Raw genomic sequence first — 18,799 nt, 5'->3', positions numbered from 1 at the left:
ATGATTTTAAAAGGCTTCAGATTCGGAATGTTGTTACAGTTGGCCGTTGGTCCCATGTGCCTACTAGTGTTCAATACGTCCGCAAAATACGGTATTGATAAGGGGTTATCGCTGGTTCTAGCTATCACCTTAGTAGATTTATTATTTATCACGTTATCCGGTGTCGGTGTTAGCGCAATCATTGACAGGAAAAACGTTAAAACATTCATTAAGATATTCGGTGCATTTGTATTAATATTATTTGGCACTAATATGATTGGGAGCGTTTTTCATATCAATATGTTACCAGGTATTCATTTATTATCGGAAGGGAATAAGAAAGGTATCTTTCTTCAAGGGCTTCTATTAACAGCATCGAATCCTTTAACCATAATATTCTGGAGCGGCGTGTTTTCCACTCAAGTTATTGAAAATAATTACAACCGGATACAACTTGGTTACTTCGGATTCGGTTGTGTAATGTCCACTATTGTCTTTTTATCTGTAATAGCGTTTCTTGGTACCGTGATTAGCAGCTTCTTATCACCGGTTATCATGAATGCACTTAATATAATTGTCGGATGTATTATTATATATTTTGGTCTACGACTAATGTTACGCAGAACTAATTAGTGAGTTAAACAATTATTAGGGGTGAATTTATGTTAAAGTATGAGGAAAAGTTACATTTCGATAAACAGTATCAAATATTACAATCCAATAACATTATCATGAAATTCATTAGATTAATATGGGGTGTAGTAGTTTATCTGTTGTTATATTACATATGTAAATCTCTCATTCAGTATATTCCGGACATCCAGCCCTGGAATGACTCTAATACCTTGTTCTATATCGATAAATTAAGTTTTACAAAAGCTGATCTATTATACTTTATCACGGGGCTAATTATAAATTGCTACGGATCATTAAGGCTTTCTACGATAACCTTTCAAAACCATCAAGCAAGGGGTAAGGGCATTACCCCGAAGACTTTGCTTAAAAATGGCTATTATGCTAAGGTTCGTCATCCCATGTATGGAACCTTCATTATCTTGCAAGCAGGTTTTATGATGTCCCTTCGTTCACTCGATGGATTATTATTCGCTTTCCTTATAATAATAATGCAATATGTAAATGCAAGGATAGAAGAGAATAAGCAGCTTAAACCATTGTTCGGTGACGCTTATACGCAATATTCAAAAGATGTAAAAGGCATGCTGTTTACCAAAACAGAGTCTGCAATACTACTAATTATTTTCATTCTCAGTATTACAGGATTTATTTTATAATACTTTGTTATACTAATTCATTTACTTTCTAATGATAAATTTAAAAGGAGATTCTATGATTAACTTTGTAAAAGCAAGTGCAAATGAGCTCGACTCCGTAATGCATAGCAGAATTGAAATGCTGAAAGTAGTAAACAACTTACCTGAAGATACCTTATTTAGCCAGGCATTTATGAAGAGCACAGAAGAGTATTTTAAAAATGGAAATCAATCTACCATGTTAGCTATTGATGATTTTGATAATGAGGTCATTGGTTGTGCTACCATATGTTATATCAATCTTATGCCAACATTTGACCATCCCAGCGGAAACAGGGCGCATGTCATGAACGTATATACAAGAAGCGCTTACCGCCGGCAAGGTATCGCACTAAATATGATGAATATATTGATCGAAGAGGCGAAACAAAAAGGAGTCACTGAGATTTCACTGGATGCCACAGAATCCGGAAGGTTCTTATATGAAAAGATGGGATTTGTTAAAACAGAAGAAGGTATGATCCTGAATCTTAACTGATTTGACAATGAGCTTTTAAGTAAAATTAATATCAAAAATTACAAATAAAACAATAAATAATATAATCCGAATTGGATTATTGTATAAGGAGACATAATATGGAAATAAATGAAATGAGTACAAGAGATTTAGAAAAATATGTCGAATTATTTGTTGCAGTGTTTAATTCGGATCCCTGGAATGACAGCTGGACAGAAGAAACAGCAAGGATTCGAATCAAGAATATGATGGAAACGAACACCTTTGTCGGAAAAGCGCTGATTGATAATGATATTTTAATCGGTATGATATGGGGCCAAAAGGAGCAATATTTTGATGGAATTCATTTTCAAATTCAAGAGTTTTGCGTTAGAGCAAACGTACAGGGGAAAGGTTATGGAACCAAATTATTAGATTCTTTAAGAACAACATTAAAGAATACTAATGTATCAAATATCTATTTAATAACTTCTAAAGGAGAACGTACCGAAGGATTTTATCAAAAGAAAGGGTTTCAAACTTCTGAATATATGATAGTTATGAGCCAAAGATTAATATAATAATTATAGAAAATTAATACTTTTGAATTCTACTTGATAGTAGCCACAAAGCAGATACATCATTGTAATATTTGGTATATTATGGTATATTGATTTCATGTTATATAGATCAAATATGCTAAAGAAGGTGAAGAATTATCAAATACAAAAAACAACTTGCCATTTTTTCAATTTCTCATTTTACTGTTGATTTTGCTTGCTTTTTTATATTGATGGGTAGCTTTTCCCATGATGTCAATCGTATCTCGTTGATAACTATAGGTTTTCTTATATACAATTTTATTGCTTTTGCATTACAAGTACCAATCGGATACCTTGCCGATCAAACAAAGATATCCTATACATATTTTGCGATAATGGGTACTTTAGCGGTTGCTTTGGGAGTTGCGCTTCCTTGTTTCGCATGGGTAAAGCTCATTATGTGCGCACTTGGCAATGCTTTCTTTCATATTGGAGGCGGAATCGATTCCCTTGTGAACGCAAATGGGAGATATGCTAGAAGCGGAATTTTCATTTCCTTTGGTGCGATAGGCGTAACAATCGGTACACTTACCGGAAAGCACAATTTACTGCCGGCTTGGTTCTTGATTACCCTTTTAATAATTTGTGCTGGTTTACAATTAACTTATTGCAATACAAAAGATCTTGTCAAGGTTGCGAGGTTCAGTATGAAACCGGCAATTATAAATCGTGCAGACATCGTCATCTATATTTGTATGATTACAATTATCATCAGAGCATTAGTAGGTTCTTACACACCGATAACCTGGAGAACTTCGTATATGCTGACCCTGTTGCCGACGTTATGTGTTTTTATAGGTAAATTTTTTGGTGGATTGTTGGCAGATAAATATGGTGCGAAAAATGTGACGGTTATTTCACTAATGATCGCTGCACCGTTACTGGCATTGTATAATAGCAATGTGATTTTATGTTGTATCGGCCTTTTGCTTTTTAACATTTCAACATCTATAACCCTTTGCATTATCGTATCAAAGCTTCCGAATAATCCGGGCTTAGGTTTTGGATTAACAACGCTTACGCTTTTTATTGGGACTGCTTTTTGTTTCTTTTTCATCATGTCATCATCGTTACGTCCAATTTTACTCATAACGTTTACATTAATATCAGCAATTAGTATTTATTTAACCGCGTCAAACCGTTCTACAAAATATGAGGAGGAATTGCAATGAAAATGCCGTTAATCTATCTCGATATTTCGACGCCGTCTATCACATTAAGTGATGTGGTTTTACCCTTTTTAATAGTCGCTGTTATTATCGCTGTTATTGTAGCATTTTGTTTGATTGAGCAAAGCGTTAACAATAAGAAATCTCAAAATAAGCATCAACCTTCAGATCAAAAACATCAGGATAGTGCATCAACTTCCGAAACAGTAGACGATGTACAAGAAAAAGGAGAGGAATAAGCAATGTTTATTTTACTTGATTCTGATATCCCTGAAAAAACAATTACCGATATACCGGCAGGCACATTATTGGTGGGGGTAATTGTTGTCGCTGCCGTTGTGGCAGTAGCAATTATATTAGTAAAGCGAAGTTTAAAGAACAATAAAGATGCTTCGCAAGCACAAAAAGATGAGTAACCTACTATTGATTTTTTCCGCCTTTTTGCTAACAGAGTTAATTGAATGCGGTATATCTCTATTCTTTAAATCAAAACAACTGACCTACACGATATTCCTATGTAATTTGTTGACCAATCCACTTTTAAATCTGCTTTTAGTACTGTATGTCACTTGGTTTGGTCGAGTAAATTATTTGGTTGTTGTACTGGTTTTAGAGGTATGTGTAGTTATTGTTGAAGCCTTTATTATAATTTTAATGATGCAATATAATCGAAGCAGAGCCATTTTATTGTCTTTGCTTATTAATGTTTGCTCATACACAATAGGATTGATCATTATGCCTTTGATTGTATCATTAATCAACAATATTAAGTTAAATATAATGTAACCTGTATTAATTGACAATGATTATTCTTAGGCGGAGTGAAAACATGAAAATCCCATTATGTTTAATAAATATAATGAAACTTAATTCTAAGCATTTAATATGACAAATATATATATTGAAAGGAAATTACAACATGTGTACAAGCTTTGCAGTATACGGACAAAAAAAAATCATATATGGTATGAATTTCGATAGTAATGATATTGATTTAAAACTGAAAATTAATAGTCATAATGATAAAAACATTTTTACTTTTTCAGGCTTAATTGAAAATCAATACATTGATATCGCTGGTGTTAATAGTGACGGTCTTTTTATCTATACTCAGGCATTAGAATATAGTGCATGTTTTAAACCAAGTTGTAGTGAAAATGATGTATTTGCCTTTGATATTTTTGATGAGTCATTAAAGGAAACAAAAAAAGCAGCTGAATTTTTTGAAATTCTTAACAATAGAATAATAGTGTTTCCTAGCAATCCATTATTTCCAGGTTATGGGCTGCACACTATTATAGCAGATAAATATGGTGATGCATTTATTCTAGAAGAAGGAATAGATGAAAATATAATAAGTAAAATTAAGAATGATTTTATTATTATGACTAATTTTCCAAATGGAGCTTTCCAAGAATTAAATTATGACAAAGTATATGGATGCGGTGCAGATCGATATATTTGTGCTCATAAATATATCAGTAATAATATTAATAGCTTTGGGATAAATGAAGCTTTTGAAGTTTTAAAAAGAACTTCTCAAGAGATAACTATGTGTTCAATAGTATTTGAGCCATTAAAAAATGAAGCTTATATTAGTTTAAAAACAGATTTCGAAAAAAAATGGAAGATCTCTATTGTTGAAAAAACAATTCAATCATTGGATGGGTTATTAAGCAATAATAAAATTCAATTTACAAATGGCGAAATATTTGTGAAGGATCTTATTAATCTATATAAGTGAAGATATAAAGATAATCAATTGATAGGACAAAAATATTACCAGATTTACTTCCTCAGACAAGGATTGTCGGGTGAAGTAAAAGTGGTAAATAATTAAAGTGGTAAAAGCTAAGCAAAATCAAGCTTTTTACCACTTTTTCTGTTTTTGTTTACTTCCTAATAAATGGCTATAAAGTGGAAGTAAAACTGGTTAAATGCCGTAGAATTGAGGAGAAAGTGGTAAAAAGTCGTATCTACGGGATTTTTTATGTTGCTCTAAAAATGTGGAAGTAAAATTGGTAATATTCTATTATTCTAATTATAGAAAATTATTAAATCTTTATCAATCCCTTAATTTACAGTGATTTAAATATTCTATAAGGTTCAAGAAATTCAAAATGTCAAATTTAATAATCAATGCATAATTATGAAGATTAATGATTAACAACTTTAATCTTTTTTAATTGAGAACTACTTTTATACATTTATTACTTTACTAGAGTAGATAAATAGATATGGAAATGCATGGTATTATTTCTGGATTTATGTTAGAATATATTGGAAACTTGTATTTGAATGAACTATAATTTATATAAAGTAGTCATACTGTCATACTGGTTATAGCAATAATGCGAAGATAAAAATTACGGAAAATACTTTGTTCAATAAAACAAAATATTTCATAGATGGTAAGAAGAATTTGTTTTGTTATGAAAAATAATTATAGGGGTGTTTGTATGTGTAATTTGACTGCTGGAACAGGAACTCCATACTGGTTTGAATGGTCGGTAGGATTGTTGTATATGGTAAAAATGTTAAATCCAGATAATAATATAAAAAATGTAGTTTTACAATCAAATAAGAATCAAAGTTTGGATGATGTGGTTATTACTTATGAGGACGGGATAATAGAATATATTCAGGTAAAACATACGCGAGAGAATGATAAATTAGCTTATTCAGATATGATTGAGGGGGAAAAAGAAAAGTCATATCTCTATAAATATTCATCTGAGTGGAAAGAATTATCAAAAAAAAATACTGGTAAAAACAGAGTGATTTTGTTTACAAACAGGAAAATAGGAGATAGAAAATATACGCCAAAGCAGGAATGGCAACGTCCACCTTTAGCATCTTTTTGGAAGTCCATAAAGAAACAAGTGGATGATTTGACACAAGCAGAAGATTATAAACAAGCAGACATTAATAAACTTGTTGTGAAAGAAGAATGGCAAGAGGCATGGAAAGTCTGGAAAGAGTACATGGGAGCTCTTGATGAAAAAGAACAGTTTCATTTTTTGCAGAATTTTGATTTAGTAACAGATCAGGAAGATTTAGATGGAATGATTAATGCAATTGCAGATGGGCTTCAAGAAATATTTAAGACAACACATAGAAAAGCGGTAGAGTTACATCAAAAACTATGCTATCAGTTAATGTGGTGGTCAACTACTATCTGTGATAAAAAGGAGGTGGAAAAAGAAGATGTAATGCAGGCACTTTCTTTGAGCGGAGATGATATAAAAGGGGAACACATTTTACCATTATGCGAGCCTTTTTTTAAATCGAGAATTGAATTTATATGTGGTTTAGAGAAAAAAATATTAGATGGAAAATCAAGAGTGGCTTTTTTGACTGGTAATCCAGGATGTGGAAAGACTAATGTGATAAGCTATTTAGCTTGTAAGCCGGAAAGTATCATTACTTTACGATTCCATGCATTTAAACCAATTATACCAGGAGATTTATACATATCAGCAGATACAGGTATTAGCGATCAAAAAGAATTCTGGGGTAGTTTATTAATTATGCTTCGAGAGTTGTTCAGTGGTAGACTTCATGAGTATCGTGTACCTATATCAATAGAATTGATTGATTCTGTTGATAGTCTCAGAGATGAAGTTATGAGATTGTCATCCGCTTGGGCAGATATTACAAGAAAACCAACAGTTATTGCTGTTGATGGAATTGATCATGCCGCTAGGTGTGGAGAAATACATACTTTTTTACATACTTTATTACCTCCGGAAGCAGTACCAGCTAATGTGCGTTTTATACTTGCCGGGCAGCCGATACATCAGTTCACAGAATATCCGGATTTTCTATCTGATTCAGATAGAATAGAATTGATAGAAGTACCCGATGTACAAATAGAAGATTTGGAATTATTGTATGAAGCAAACAATGAGTTAATGAAATACGACGAATTAGGAAAATCGTTAGTGATAAACCATGTTGCTGATATAGCCAAAGGCAATACACTTTCGGCAGTTTTTGCCATGCAGGAAGCTTCGAAATATAATGCTTTTGATGATTATGAGAGAAATAGTAATGTAAAAAAATTAAGTTCAGGTATTCAATCATATTATGAATATATTTGGAAGAGAGCATTACAACGGACACGAGATGTTGGATATACTATAGATATGTACTTGTCAGCAGTTTTTTCAACTATAAATAGAAAAATATCTGCACAAACTATTACGGAAATATTTGATAATACAATATCAGCCTGGCAGTGTGAAGATACTCTTAGAAATCTGTTTCCTATTATTAAATGTGATAAATTCGGATATAGCGTATTTCATAATGATGTAAGGATTTTTTTAGCGGCTCATTACAAGAAGGCAAACCAGATGATGCCAGAAATAAATGGTAAAATAGCAGATTTCTTAGTTGAAAATGGTTTTGATGCGATAATTAAACATGAAATAGTTTTTAAACTATTAAAGGATGCCGGAAGAGAAAATGAATATGTGGATATATTTACCAGTAAGTATGTAATTGAAGCTTATTCTTTAAAGAGAGATCTGGGTGAAATTCGGCAGCAAATGTTGTCTACGTTGGAGTCGCTTAATGTAGTTGAGGATAAAAGAAAAATTCTGAAGTTTAGCTGTGCCGTAACAACTATGCAACAGCATGATGAATCATTACGATGGCTCGATATAAAATACCAGTATGATATTGAAATTCCTTTCGCACTGGAAAGTGAAAGAAGAACCATTTCAGATACACTTCTTTCAATCGATGATTTCAGTAGCATGTTTGGAAATATGGAGTCATTGATTCGACATGGGTACCAAACCAGAGCAAAGTGTCTTTTAGAACGTTGGATGGGAATGAGATCACCGAAGACGCTATTTGATCTTTTGGAAATGAAATGTAAAATAGATGAATTAAATGATATTCTTGAAGTATGGGGGAAATATGCCCGCATGTTTCAAGTGAAACCGGAAAAAGTGGATTATTTAGAAGATAAAGAAAAAAGAGCGGCAGCACAGTTTTATAAGGGCTGGTTAAAAGAAGCTCAAAATTCTAATGGAATACCTCAATTAGATTACACTTTAGAAAATCTGACCTACTATTATAATGCAGACATAGAGGATTTCTTTCAGTGTGTTATAAAGAGCAATCGGTTGGAAGAAATCGAATATATTCTATGCGGAAAAGAAAGAGAGGCATTTTCAGAATATAATAAGCTTGCTGCATGTGCATGGGCAGTAAGAAATAATAGGGTAGCTTTATGTGAAGATTGGTTGAAGGATATTCGAGATAAAGAGTATGCATTTATACCAGACGAGTGGGTGAAACGGAAGTATAATGAAATTGATAGAGAAAGACAGCAGTTTAAAGTAGTATCTGATATTATGTATGTATTATCATTTATCTCGGAAACAAAATTTTTTGAATTAAGAGAGAGTGCATTAGAGAAATGCGGTATAAGTAAGTATGAAAGTGATAAGATTGTTGCAGAGAATATACTGACGGCAATTGCTAATATAGCCCGTATCGAACAATGTGTTTTACTAAATGTGAATAGTAGACTTAATTTGGAAGATTTTATGGTTTTGCTAGACATAATTTTGGAAGAAAAATATTATAATGGATGCTATAGAATTGAAACCACTCTTTTTAGAAAAAGAATATTGGAAAGTATCATTCGACTTAATGATAGGCTTCCTCAATTATTTATAAATATGCTAAAAGAAAAGCTTTGTGCTAAAGCAGAAGATTATAGCGAGGTGGCACTTTTTGAAAGTTATTGGTTATATTTGTGTGTCCAAGGTAAGACTGATTTAGTTGAAAACTATTTTGATATGTGGATGGGATATAATGGTAAAATATGGATAGAGGATCTGTCTGATAGGGAGTATATCTCAGGAGTTTTGCTAAATATTGCAAAAGAAATGAGATGGCAAGAAAGAGCGCAAAAGGCTGTAGAATTACTTAATGTAAGAAGAATTGGATATGTAGGGCGCAAAGATTATAGTCTTTTCAATCCGTTAAAATGGTTTGAAAGAATTGCAAGAAATAAAAATGAAGTTTGGAAAACAGAGGGACGTTTACTTATGAATATTTCTGAATATGCGTCCAGAATTGGAGATAACAGGGCATTTATTCAAATTGGCAGTGCATTAGCGGCGGCGGCAGGAAAAATGGGGGCTTGTAGTCTTTATCAATTTGCAAATATGGTTCAAGCATCTGAAACAGACTGGAGAGAATTGACATTTGACGGAGTGATCTCGGCGTTGGAAACAGGTGATTTTACAGAAGAAGAACTACTGCAAATATGGAGAAAGGCTTCTAACTATTTTGCTTTAGACGAATATGCGGAGCGATACGATAACAAAAATACCAGGAATAAAATTTACTGTTCCGATATTCATAAAGCAATCAATTTATGTGCTCAGAGATTAGGGTATGATAAAGTAGAAGAAAAAATGGACAAAATGGCTCATCATGAATATGTACAAGGGCGGTTAAATAGTTCGAAACATAGCTGCATTATTCCGAGCAGATGGTATGAATCAGAGTATCCTGGGAATATGGATGATTTTATTAATATTACAAGTAAAATGGCTCTTGATGAAATGTTTTCTTATATCGTAGCACAGTTTGGTAAGAATGGATTTTCATGGGATTATATTAAATATTTTATTCAGGTGGCAAAAAACAGAGAACCTCATTGCATTTTGAAATATAAGCCACAAATAATGCAAATGCTTGATAAAAGAGAAACTAATCCTCTGGAATATGATGGCTGCAATAGATTATACGAAGAATTATTTCCATATTTGACTGAGGATGAGGTCAAAGATGTATTAAGTAGTATAATTAATACTTTTTATCTCTATAGGAATAAGGGGTGGACATCTATATATTATAGTCTAATGACGGATTTAGAACATTTTACATTTGCATTGTTTTCACGATTTGATACGGAGGATAATATAAGGGCTTTAAATGAAATTTTGAAAATGCATTGTTTGTGGTTAAGCGGTACAGAAATATTTGGAATAGAAGAAATATTTCAGCTTAAAAAAGAAATAGCTGTTGCAGGATGGACTGATTTTTGTGACAAGCTGGATACACTCCAGGCTAAATTATAATAGATGAATTGATTAAACAAAGTTACTAGGAGGGATTACACAAAATGGAAACTGTTATTAAAGGAGTACAGCATTTTATTGGAATAATTGATGAATTATCTATGTGTTATCCTACAAATGTCTTTTCGGATGTACCAGTTCTTCAGAAATTTGTTTTTCGAGGAATAGGTAAAAAAAGCTATCCGTTATTACCGAATATATTACGAAATTATAACACGAATATTGATGGACAGGAGATCAGCAATCAAAAATATACGGCTTGGGCAACGGAAAGTAGTATATTGAAAAATTTCATTGCGGAAGCATCCGGGATTGTAAATAGTATCCCTGCCACAGATTGGTATCGTTGGGCAGAATATGCCCAACACTTTGGCGTACCAACACGTTTTCTGGATTGGACAGGTAATCCCTTAGTAGCACTTTTTTTTGCTTGCTGTGCACAGGGTGAAGAAAATCCGGCTGTATGGATACTAAATATAAGTAATTATATACGATTTTCCGATCATAAAAATATTGAAAAACTAGATAAAGATACTATCAAGACTATGAAAAGGTCCGAAATTTTCAATCAAATGTTAGCTGGTAAACCTATATTTGATTACCCTACCTTATATCAACCGCTTTATATAGATGCCCGTATGAGTGCACAGTCCAGTTACTTTATGGTTTGGGGAAGTAAATGTGAAGCATTAGAAGAGATGATTCTTGAGAAAAATTACATGCAACTTTCAAATATTGACTCAAATGGAGAAAGGACATTTGGCAAAATGCAAGAGCAAGGAATTATATTAAAATTAGAAATTTATAATGATTGTAAGCAGGAGATACTTAGAACACTAGATATAATGGGAATAAATGAAAAAACTCTATTTCCTGGATTAGATGGAATCGGTAAATATATAGAAAGAAAATATCGTTTCGATTATGAAGAAGCAGTTGCAAGATTCTAATTTTTCTGTTTTACAAATGGAAATGGATTTGTTTTAACTTCCTATTATATTTATGGGGTAATGTAAGCATAGGTAACAGTAAATTTAAATTTGTATCAGTGAAACTAATGACAAATTCGTAGAGCATATTGGAGATTATAATGAGAGAGATTAAACGATTGGCTAAACAATTTAGAAATGCTATAGAGGCTGCTTATGATAGTGGAGAAATGAGAAAACATCCGCCGTTTTCAAGATTTCCTAATGAATGTTGTGACCTTACTTGTGACTTATTGGGACAGTATTTGTCTGAAAATGATATAGAAACATATCAAATGAAAGGCAAATGTAAGTGCGATGAACAATGGCATCATGTGTGGTTATTAACTAATAATGAGATTGTAATCGACATTACAGGAGACCAATTTGTAAATAAATTAGTCTCTTCAAAAGAGGTACAAGCAGTACATGTTGGTATAGAAGGAACAATACATAAAATATTTGATTTTGAGAGACAACCAGAGAAAAATACTGTTTTTACGGATCAGAATGAATTTACTAATTTTGGGGGACATCCGAGTAAACGCCAAAAAACATTAATTGAAGTATACGAAATAATCTGTCAATACTTGTAGTAAATATATAAGAGTTTTATTTGTGCGAAGACAAATTTCAATTTGTATAGATTAGGGTGAAACTCCCATTATATTTATGAAGGTAATAAAATTAAGAGTAACAGACAAATTTGAATTTGTAGCTATATCATCCAGACTTATCTAATACATTATGATAGCTGATTAACTGAATGCTAGGATATATAGCTTGATTTGTAGGAAAATGCATTGAAAGTAAGCGGTTACCATTGAAACATTAAAAATTTATATTATATGAAAATATAGATAAAATCGTGGTTGAAATAGAGGGATAAGAAATGAGAGGCGACAAAGAGCAGAACTGTTTAGATTTTATAAAACAAGAAATATTTACAAGTGATGGTACACCCAAACTCCACCCATTTACGGGGAAAACATATACCGAAGTAGACGATAATGAATTTGCGAAGGAGCAAATATGGTTTATTAACGATAAATGCCATAAAAGTTATTTTGGGTTATTAGAAGAAGACAGAAACGAAATAGAACAGATATTACGTTTTGCTAAACCTAACGTTAAAACAAGTGAATTTCCAGATTTTATATTTGATTATGGCTTTATAGAACATTTTCAAGTATCATCATCTAAAATCACACGTAAGGGTGCGGAACATATAAAAAAAATGAATTGCTTTATTTCCAACGTAAATAAGGAAAAAGAAATTTTAAAACAAAAATGGAATGAAATACCTAGTTATGATGAGGTGCGTTCAAAACAATGGATAATAGATAATCCAGAACATAGTCATTCTTTTCTTATAAAGTCATTTGAAGATAACTGGGAAAATCATATAAATAGCCTCAATAAATATACAGGTAAAAAAGATGTTGGGATATTTTTAATTGAATATTCGGATTATGCTCTTAGCATGGTAGAGAATGTATATGAAGGCTGGATTAATGGAATGTCACAAGGAGATATGAGAGAACAAGAAAATTTACATTGTTATCGGTTAACAAGAGATAAGATATTGCTTGATTTTATTTATAAATTTAAAAATAAAATCAAGTATGTAATTTTCGTATATCAAGATGGCTTTGAAATAATAAGGTTAGCAAATATTCCATATCTACTTAAATTGATACCATGGGAATATACAATCTATCCTTTGGTAGTTAAAAATGTATCATCATTATATAATGTTAGTGTTACTACAAATTAGAATATGTGGGTATAAAGAAAGATTAAATGGATTGCTATTTTGGGGCTGAATGGAGGTGGAAAGTCTACTCTAGGTCATGCATTAGCGAAATAAAAAGTTACTAGCTTGATGAATCAACAAGCAAATAAAGTATTACGAGAATTAGACACTCAATTAGCAGAGGGGAAAAAGCAAATATTATTGGATGACTTATCGTTGGTATATTTGACAACTTTATTTTGCAATATAAAGCATCTTTCATAGAGTTACGAAAACGAATTTAGGTGTACAGTAGGGGCAAATGCTGAGGGTATGCCTTATCTATCAGCGGTACCAAAAGAAATATATACTGGTATGAACTGTATGCCCACTTATGAGGATCGAATTGTTAAAATAGCTCATGTGCTGAATATTCCAGTATATAAAATAGTTTTTGATGAATTGAGCTCTGACTATGATTTGATTCCTAAAAAACTTTTAATTAAATTCAAATATATTGAAGTATACCAAACTATATCTTCATGAAGAAACTGAACTTTCCATAATGTTTATAACGTATCTTTCTTAACTTTAAATGTTTATTTATCCATTACCCGGAGGTTACAAAATGAACAAAAGTAAAAATTTAGTTATTAATAATGGCAAAGACATAACCGGTGATGTTCAATTTTGCAGGTATGATCCTAATACTGGTAGATATAACGTAACATTCAATAATGGACAAATGTACCCATATGGCTATACATCTATAGAATGGATAAGAAATCCTGAAGTTCTGAATCCAAGTTTATTTAGAGTTATACATAATGGACGTGAACTATTCAATATTCAGGTCATCTCCATCTTTCATTCAAAAGTAACAGACTTCTGGTATATTCGTTTTTCAGATGGAAGTGAAAGAACCTACGATAAGCGTGATCTTAATGTTGTATGCTCTTGTCTTGGTGATAAAGAGGCTCAGAATGGTATGGGCTATTTACGTCAGATAGCTGCTATAAACGAACTCAGAAGTGAGGAAGGAGACATCCTACTCCAGAAGCAGTATGAAAAGATTGAATTTGTGGGTAATAATACTGCATTAGCTATATATTTGAATCCCAAAATACATAAAATATGCACTTATAATAAGCGTTCTCTTATATTCCCATTTGGTGTAAATGCTAGCCAGTTTAAAGCGGTAAATAATGCGATCAATAATCAGGTTAGTGTAATTCAAGGACCACCGGGTACAGGTAAAACCCAGACCATCCTAAATATCATTGCGAATTTATTGATAGATGGCAAGACGGTACAGATAGTTTCTAATAATAACTCTGCAACAGAAAATATACTAGAAAAGTTGACCTCCTCCAAATACAACTTAGGGTTTTTGGTTGCGCCTTTGGGTAATTCAAAAAACAAGGAAATCTTTGTTCAAAATCAAAGCGGTCGTTATCCGGATTTATCTGGCTGGAAGTTGGATGCATCGAATCAAAATGCGTTAAGAGATAAAATCCAAAGCCATTCAGATGCAATTTCAAAATCGTTTGATAAACAGGAAATGTTAGCAAAAGCTCGGCTTGAGCTGAATTCTTTGACTTTGGAAATTAAGTATTTTAATCAATATTGTAGCGACACAGGGCTAAATTGTGCAGATATAAAATCTCGACATAACCTAAAATCTGAAACACTAATGCAGCTTTGGCAGGAATGTTATGAATTCTCTGAAAAGGATAGGTCGATAACTTTCTGGTTCAAAATTAAAAGCGCTTTTATTTACGGAATATCTGATTGGAAATTTTATAAAAATAGTCTATCAGCTATTATAACACTATTGCAAAGTCGCTTTTATCATGCGCGACAGGTGGAATTGAATTTAGAAATTGAAATGCTTGAAAAATATTTAGCGGATAATGATACCAAAAGAAAAATGGATGAACTCATAAGTTTATCAATGGATTATTTAAGAGATAAATTGTTTGAGCGATATGGCAACCGTTCCGAGCGGTTATCCTTCTCCGGTGATGATTTATGGAAGCGTTCAAATAATATTTTGAAGGAGTATCCCATTGTACTTAGCACAACGTTTGCTTCACAGAGCTGTCTTAAGGATGTGACATACGATTACTTAATTATGGACGAAGCCTCACAGGTAGATATAGCCACAGGTGCCTTGGCTTTGTCCTCTGCAAAAAATGCAGTTATCGTTGGAGATCTCAATCAACTGCCTAACGTAATTAAAGATGATATGAAGAGACGTAGTGATGCCATTTTTAGTTCCTACAAGTTACCGCCTGGTTATTCTTTCTCAGAAAATAGTTTCCTTAAATCTATTTGCAGCATCATTAAAGACGCACCACAGACGTTACTAAGGGAACATTATCGTTGTCATCCAAAAATTATCGGTTTTTGCAATCAGAAATTTTATAACAATAATCTAGTTATAATGACGGAAGATCATGGTGAAACAGATACACTGTCTGTTATTAAAACTAATGTTGGTAATCATCGGAGAGATCATATTAACCAGCGTCAAATTGATATTACCATTCAGGAAGCGCTTCCAATGCTTAAAGATGAAACACCTGAAAACATAGGAATAATTGCACCTTACAAGAACCAGGTAGCTGCCATAGCCAAACAATTAGATACTGAAAAAATCGAAGTAAATACCGTACATAAATATCAGGGACGCGAGAAAAACACTATTTTGCTGACTACAGTAGATGATGAAGTAACGGATTTTTCCGATGATCCAAACCTTTTGAATGTGGCAGTTTCTCGCGCCAAGAGCAGACTATGTCTCATCGTATCAGGTAATGAACAGCCAGTAGACAGTAATATTGGTGATCTTATCTCTTATATCGAATATAATAATTTTCAAGTTGTTCAAAGCGAAATCTATTCAGTATTTGATCTATTGTATCAACAATATACAGATGCCAGAATTGCATTTCTGAAACGGCATTCACGAATTTCTGCATACGATTCAGAAAACCTAATGTATGGTACAATTGTAGACCTACTGAATAGCAGACCGCAATTGTTGTTGAATATAATATGTCATCAACCGCTCAATATGTTAATTAAAGATCCGAAGTTTCTGAATGATGAAGAGTGTCGTTATGTAATGAATACAGCTACTCATATAGATTTTCTTATATATAACAGAATTAGTAAGACGCCAGTCCTTGCAATAGAGGTCGATGGATTCCATAACCACAAGATAGGAACACGTCAATATGAACGCGACCGGATGAAAGACCACATTTTGAATCTCTATAGTATTCCATTTTTGCGATTACCGACAAATGGTAGCGCTGAGATTGATAAAATCAAGCGAGCACTTGAAAAATATATGTAATCTAATAAAAAAGAGGCATTGTTGTTATATACTAATTCAGTCAATTTAAAATTGGAGGTATAAAGTTGTTATGTATATTCACTCAGTAAAACTTATGAATTATAAATCAATTGGAGAATATGATCTCTCAGAAATTATTATAGAACCTGGAGTTACTGCAATTATTGGCAAAAACGAAAGTGGAAAGAGTAATATACTTGATGGATTGAGTAAAATTTCATTTTTTAAAAGTATGGTCTCTGCATTTAATAATGAAAATATAAATCGTAATAATGGATTGGAAACGAATATTAAATTTTCTATTTTTCTTAAGCCGAATCAAACTGAAATTGATACTATGAAAATCACTAAAGATTCACAGATAATTATTACCAAAGACAATTATAATGCAGTGGGTGGCATTGTAGATTACTATAACAATAATATTAAAGATAAAATAGATGCCCTTGTTACATCATTTGAACATAATCCTTTTCAATTACGTGATCAGGACTTGAAAAACTATAATTTATATATTTCGGCTTTACAGCAAACGGATAACCTTAACTTCTACAAAATGGACACAGCATTAAAAGCATTTGAAGCATGGACTTCAAATGCTCAACTTGATAGGCGAGAAGAAATAAAAAATTCAATAAGTAATGTTAAACCTTTATGGAATAAGTTAATTTCATTATTTCCGAAAATATTTTATCGTAATTCAGATAAAGTTTTAAAATCTCAGTATAATTTTGAAGAAATACAGAAAGAGTTACAGTCTCCAGCCTCATACTCTGGTAGCCTTTTATCTGATCTTATCCGCTTGATACAAGTCACAAATGAAGAATTTTTAATGGCTGTTCAATCAGGTATTTCTGGCAATAAAACGACTATAAGAAGCAAAATAAAGAGAAACATTGATACAATAATTAATAAAAATTTTAGTACTTTCTACACTGTGGAACATGTATTTTTAACCGTAGATTTTGATGCTAATGTTGTATATTTTTCCGTTCAATCAGGGGATGGTGAAAATATGCTATTATCTGAGAGAAGCAATGGACTTCGTTGGTATCTAAACACTTTCATAGATGCCAAAGCAAACGATTCTTTAGAAAACAATGTTGTATATTTATTTGATGAACCTGGAATTTCATTACATGTCAATGCCCAAAAGGAACTAATCAATTTATTTGAAGATTTAGTTAGCAAGGGGAATCAAGTGATTTATACAACACATTCCCCATATATGCTAAATATCGATAATGGTGGTATACATAGAATTCGTGCTATTGAAAAAGACATTCTAGGCTATACATATATTTATAAAACCGCTTATGATGCAAGAATTCATCAAGAAAATCAAGAAGATACTCTTACTCCTATAATCAATGCAATTGGGATGAATCTAAATGATACTTTTGGCCCTGCTAAAGACAAGATAAATATAGTAACTGAAGGAGTTAGTGATTATATTTACCTACATTTAATGGCAAAACAATTAGAATTTGATTTACACCGATTTGTTTTTATTCCTTCAAATGGAGCAACAAATTGTTTGAATCTATGTTCCATCTTACATGGTTGGGGGTGTCAATATATTGCAATATTTGATTATGATAATGAAGGTGTAACTAAAAGTGGAGAAATTCTCCGAAAAGACTTTTTATATGAGATGGGTAAACAATACCTTTATATTAAAGATGTATCCCAAGAATGTATTGATAATAAAGATTATTTAAAAAATCCATTTGTTATAGAAGATGTAGTAACAAGAGAAGAAATAGAACGCTTTAAAAAAGAGAAAAATATTTCAGCTAAGCTTGGGAAAACGTTGACTGCAAAGTTATTCTGCAACGCTGTTGAAGATAAATCTTACATTTGTGGTAAGGTATGTTTGGAAAATTTTAAAAACCTTTTTAAAAGGATCGAAAACTGTATTACATAGTATATAATATTAGTTAATGGTTTTTAATTAATATTTTTATACATTCGCATTGGGCATTTAAATAGGGTTTCATTTTTGGGACTGATGCATTAATAATTCTATAGTTGTTTATAAAGGTATGTAGTTATGCAAAACAGTATCTTTTGTACAAATAAGTAATAGAGAATCCTGGGAGT

General features: G+C 32.1%; 14 protein-coding genes. All 14 read left to right on the top strand.

Annotated elements, in window-relative coordinates; translation table 11 throughout:
• The 14 genes from AC6IWN_RS06960 (at window position 1) to AC6IWN_RS06895 (ending at window position 18,623) form a co-directional block, all read left to right on the top strand.
• The gene (locus AC6IWN_RS06960) at window positions 1-612 is read left to right on the top strand and encodes a LysE family translocator (RefSeq protein ID WP_497991648.1); all 612 of its coding nucleotides are present in this window, start codon (window positions 1-3) and stop codon (window positions 610-612) included.
• 29 nt (window positions 613-641) lie between these two features.
• A complete protein-coding gene (locus tag AC6IWN_RS06955; protein WP_497991647.1) occupies window positions 642-1,271 on the top strand; it encodes a methyltransferase family protein in 630 nt (209 codons plus the stop codon).
• Window positions 1,272-1,326: 55 nt separating this feature from the next.
• Window positions 1,327-1,788 carry a GNAT family N-acetyltransferase gene (locus AC6IWN_RS06950; RefSeq protein ID WP_497991646.1) on the top strand — a complete coding sequence of 154 codons (462 nt, stop codon included), beginning with the start codon at window positions 1,327-1,329 and terminating at the stop codon, window positions 1,786-1,788.
• A gap of 98 nt (window positions 1,789-1,886) precedes the next feature.
• A complete protein-coding gene (locus AC6IWN_RS06945) occupies window positions 1,887-2,327 on the top strand; it encodes a GNAT family N-acetyltransferase (RefSeq protein ID WP_497991645.1) in 441 nt (146 codons plus the stop codon).
• Window positions 2,328-2,575: 248 nt separating this feature from the next.
• Window positions 2,576-3,520 carry an MFS transporter gene (locus AC6IWN_RS06940; protein ID WP_497991644.1) on the top strand — a complete coding sequence of 315 codons (945 nt, stop codon included), beginning with the start codon at window positions 2,576-2,578 and terminating at the stop codon, window positions 3,518-3,520.
• Window positions 3,517-3,756, top strand: a complete 240-nt coding sequence (locus tag AC6IWN_RS06935) for a hypothetical protein (protein ID WP_497991643.1) — start codon at window positions 3,517-3,519, stop codon at window positions 3,754-3,756. Before AC6IWN_RS06940 ends, AC6IWN_RS06935 begins: the two co-directional genes overlap by 4 nt.
• A 3-nt stretch (window positions 3,757-3,759) precedes the next feature.
• Window positions 3,760-3,933, top strand: coding sequence for a hypothetical protein (locus tag AC6IWN_RS06930; RefSeq protein WP_497991642.1), 174 nt, complete (start codon window positions 3,760-3,762; stop codon window positions 3,931-3,933).
• A gap of 503 nt (window positions 3,934-4,436) precedes the next feature.
• Window positions 4,437-5,261 carry a linear amide C-N hydrolase gene (locus tag AC6IWN_RS06925; protein ID WP_497991641.1) on the top strand — a complete coding sequence of 275 codons (825 nt, stop codon included), beginning with the start codon at window positions 4,437-4,439 and terminating at the stop codon, window positions 5,259-5,261.
• 715 nt (window positions 5,262-5,976) lie between these two features.
• Window positions 5,977-10,629, top strand: coding sequence for an ATP-binding protein (locus tag AC6IWN_RS06920; protein WP_497991640.1), 4,653 nt, complete (start codon window positions 5,977-5,979; stop codon window positions 10,627-10,629).
• Window positions 10,630-10,673: 44 nt separating this feature from the next.
• Window positions 10,674-11,579, top strand: a complete 906-nt coding sequence (locus tag AC6IWN_RS06915; RefSeq protein ID WP_497991639.1) for an FRG domain-containing protein — start codon at window positions 10,674-10,676, stop codon at window positions 11,577-11,579.
• Window positions 11,580-11,719: 140 nt separating this feature from the next.
• Window positions 11,720-12,193, top strand: coding sequence for a hypothetical protein (locus AC6IWN_RS06910; protein WP_497991638.1), 474 nt, complete (start codon window positions 11,720-11,722; stop codon window positions 12,191-12,193).
• A gap of 296 nt (window positions 12,194-12,489) precedes the next feature.
• A complete protein-coding gene (locus tag AC6IWN_RS06905) occupies window positions 12,490-13,374 on the top strand; it encodes a hypothetical protein (protein WP_497991637.1) in 885 nt (294 codons plus the stop codon).
• Between the two features lie 586 nt (window positions 13,375-13,960).
• Window positions 13,961-16,696, top strand: a complete 2,736-nt coding sequence (locus AC6IWN_RS06900; RefSeq protein WP_497991636.1) for an AAA domain-containing protein — start codon at window positions 13,961-13,963, stop codon at window positions 16,694-16,696.
• Between the two features lie 70 nt (window positions 16,697-16,766).
• On the top strand, window positions 16,767-18,623 hold the full coding sequence (locus AC6IWN_RS06895) for an AAA family ATPase (protein WP_497991635.1): 1,857 nt from the start codon (window positions 16,767-16,769) through the stop codon (window positions 18,621-18,623).
• The last annotated feature ends 176 nt before the right edge of the window (window positions 18,624-18,799 follow it).

The organism is Variimorphobacter sp. HTMS_6, assembly GCF_059717775.1.
This window is presented reverse-complemented; position numbering and strand designations above follow the sequence as displayed.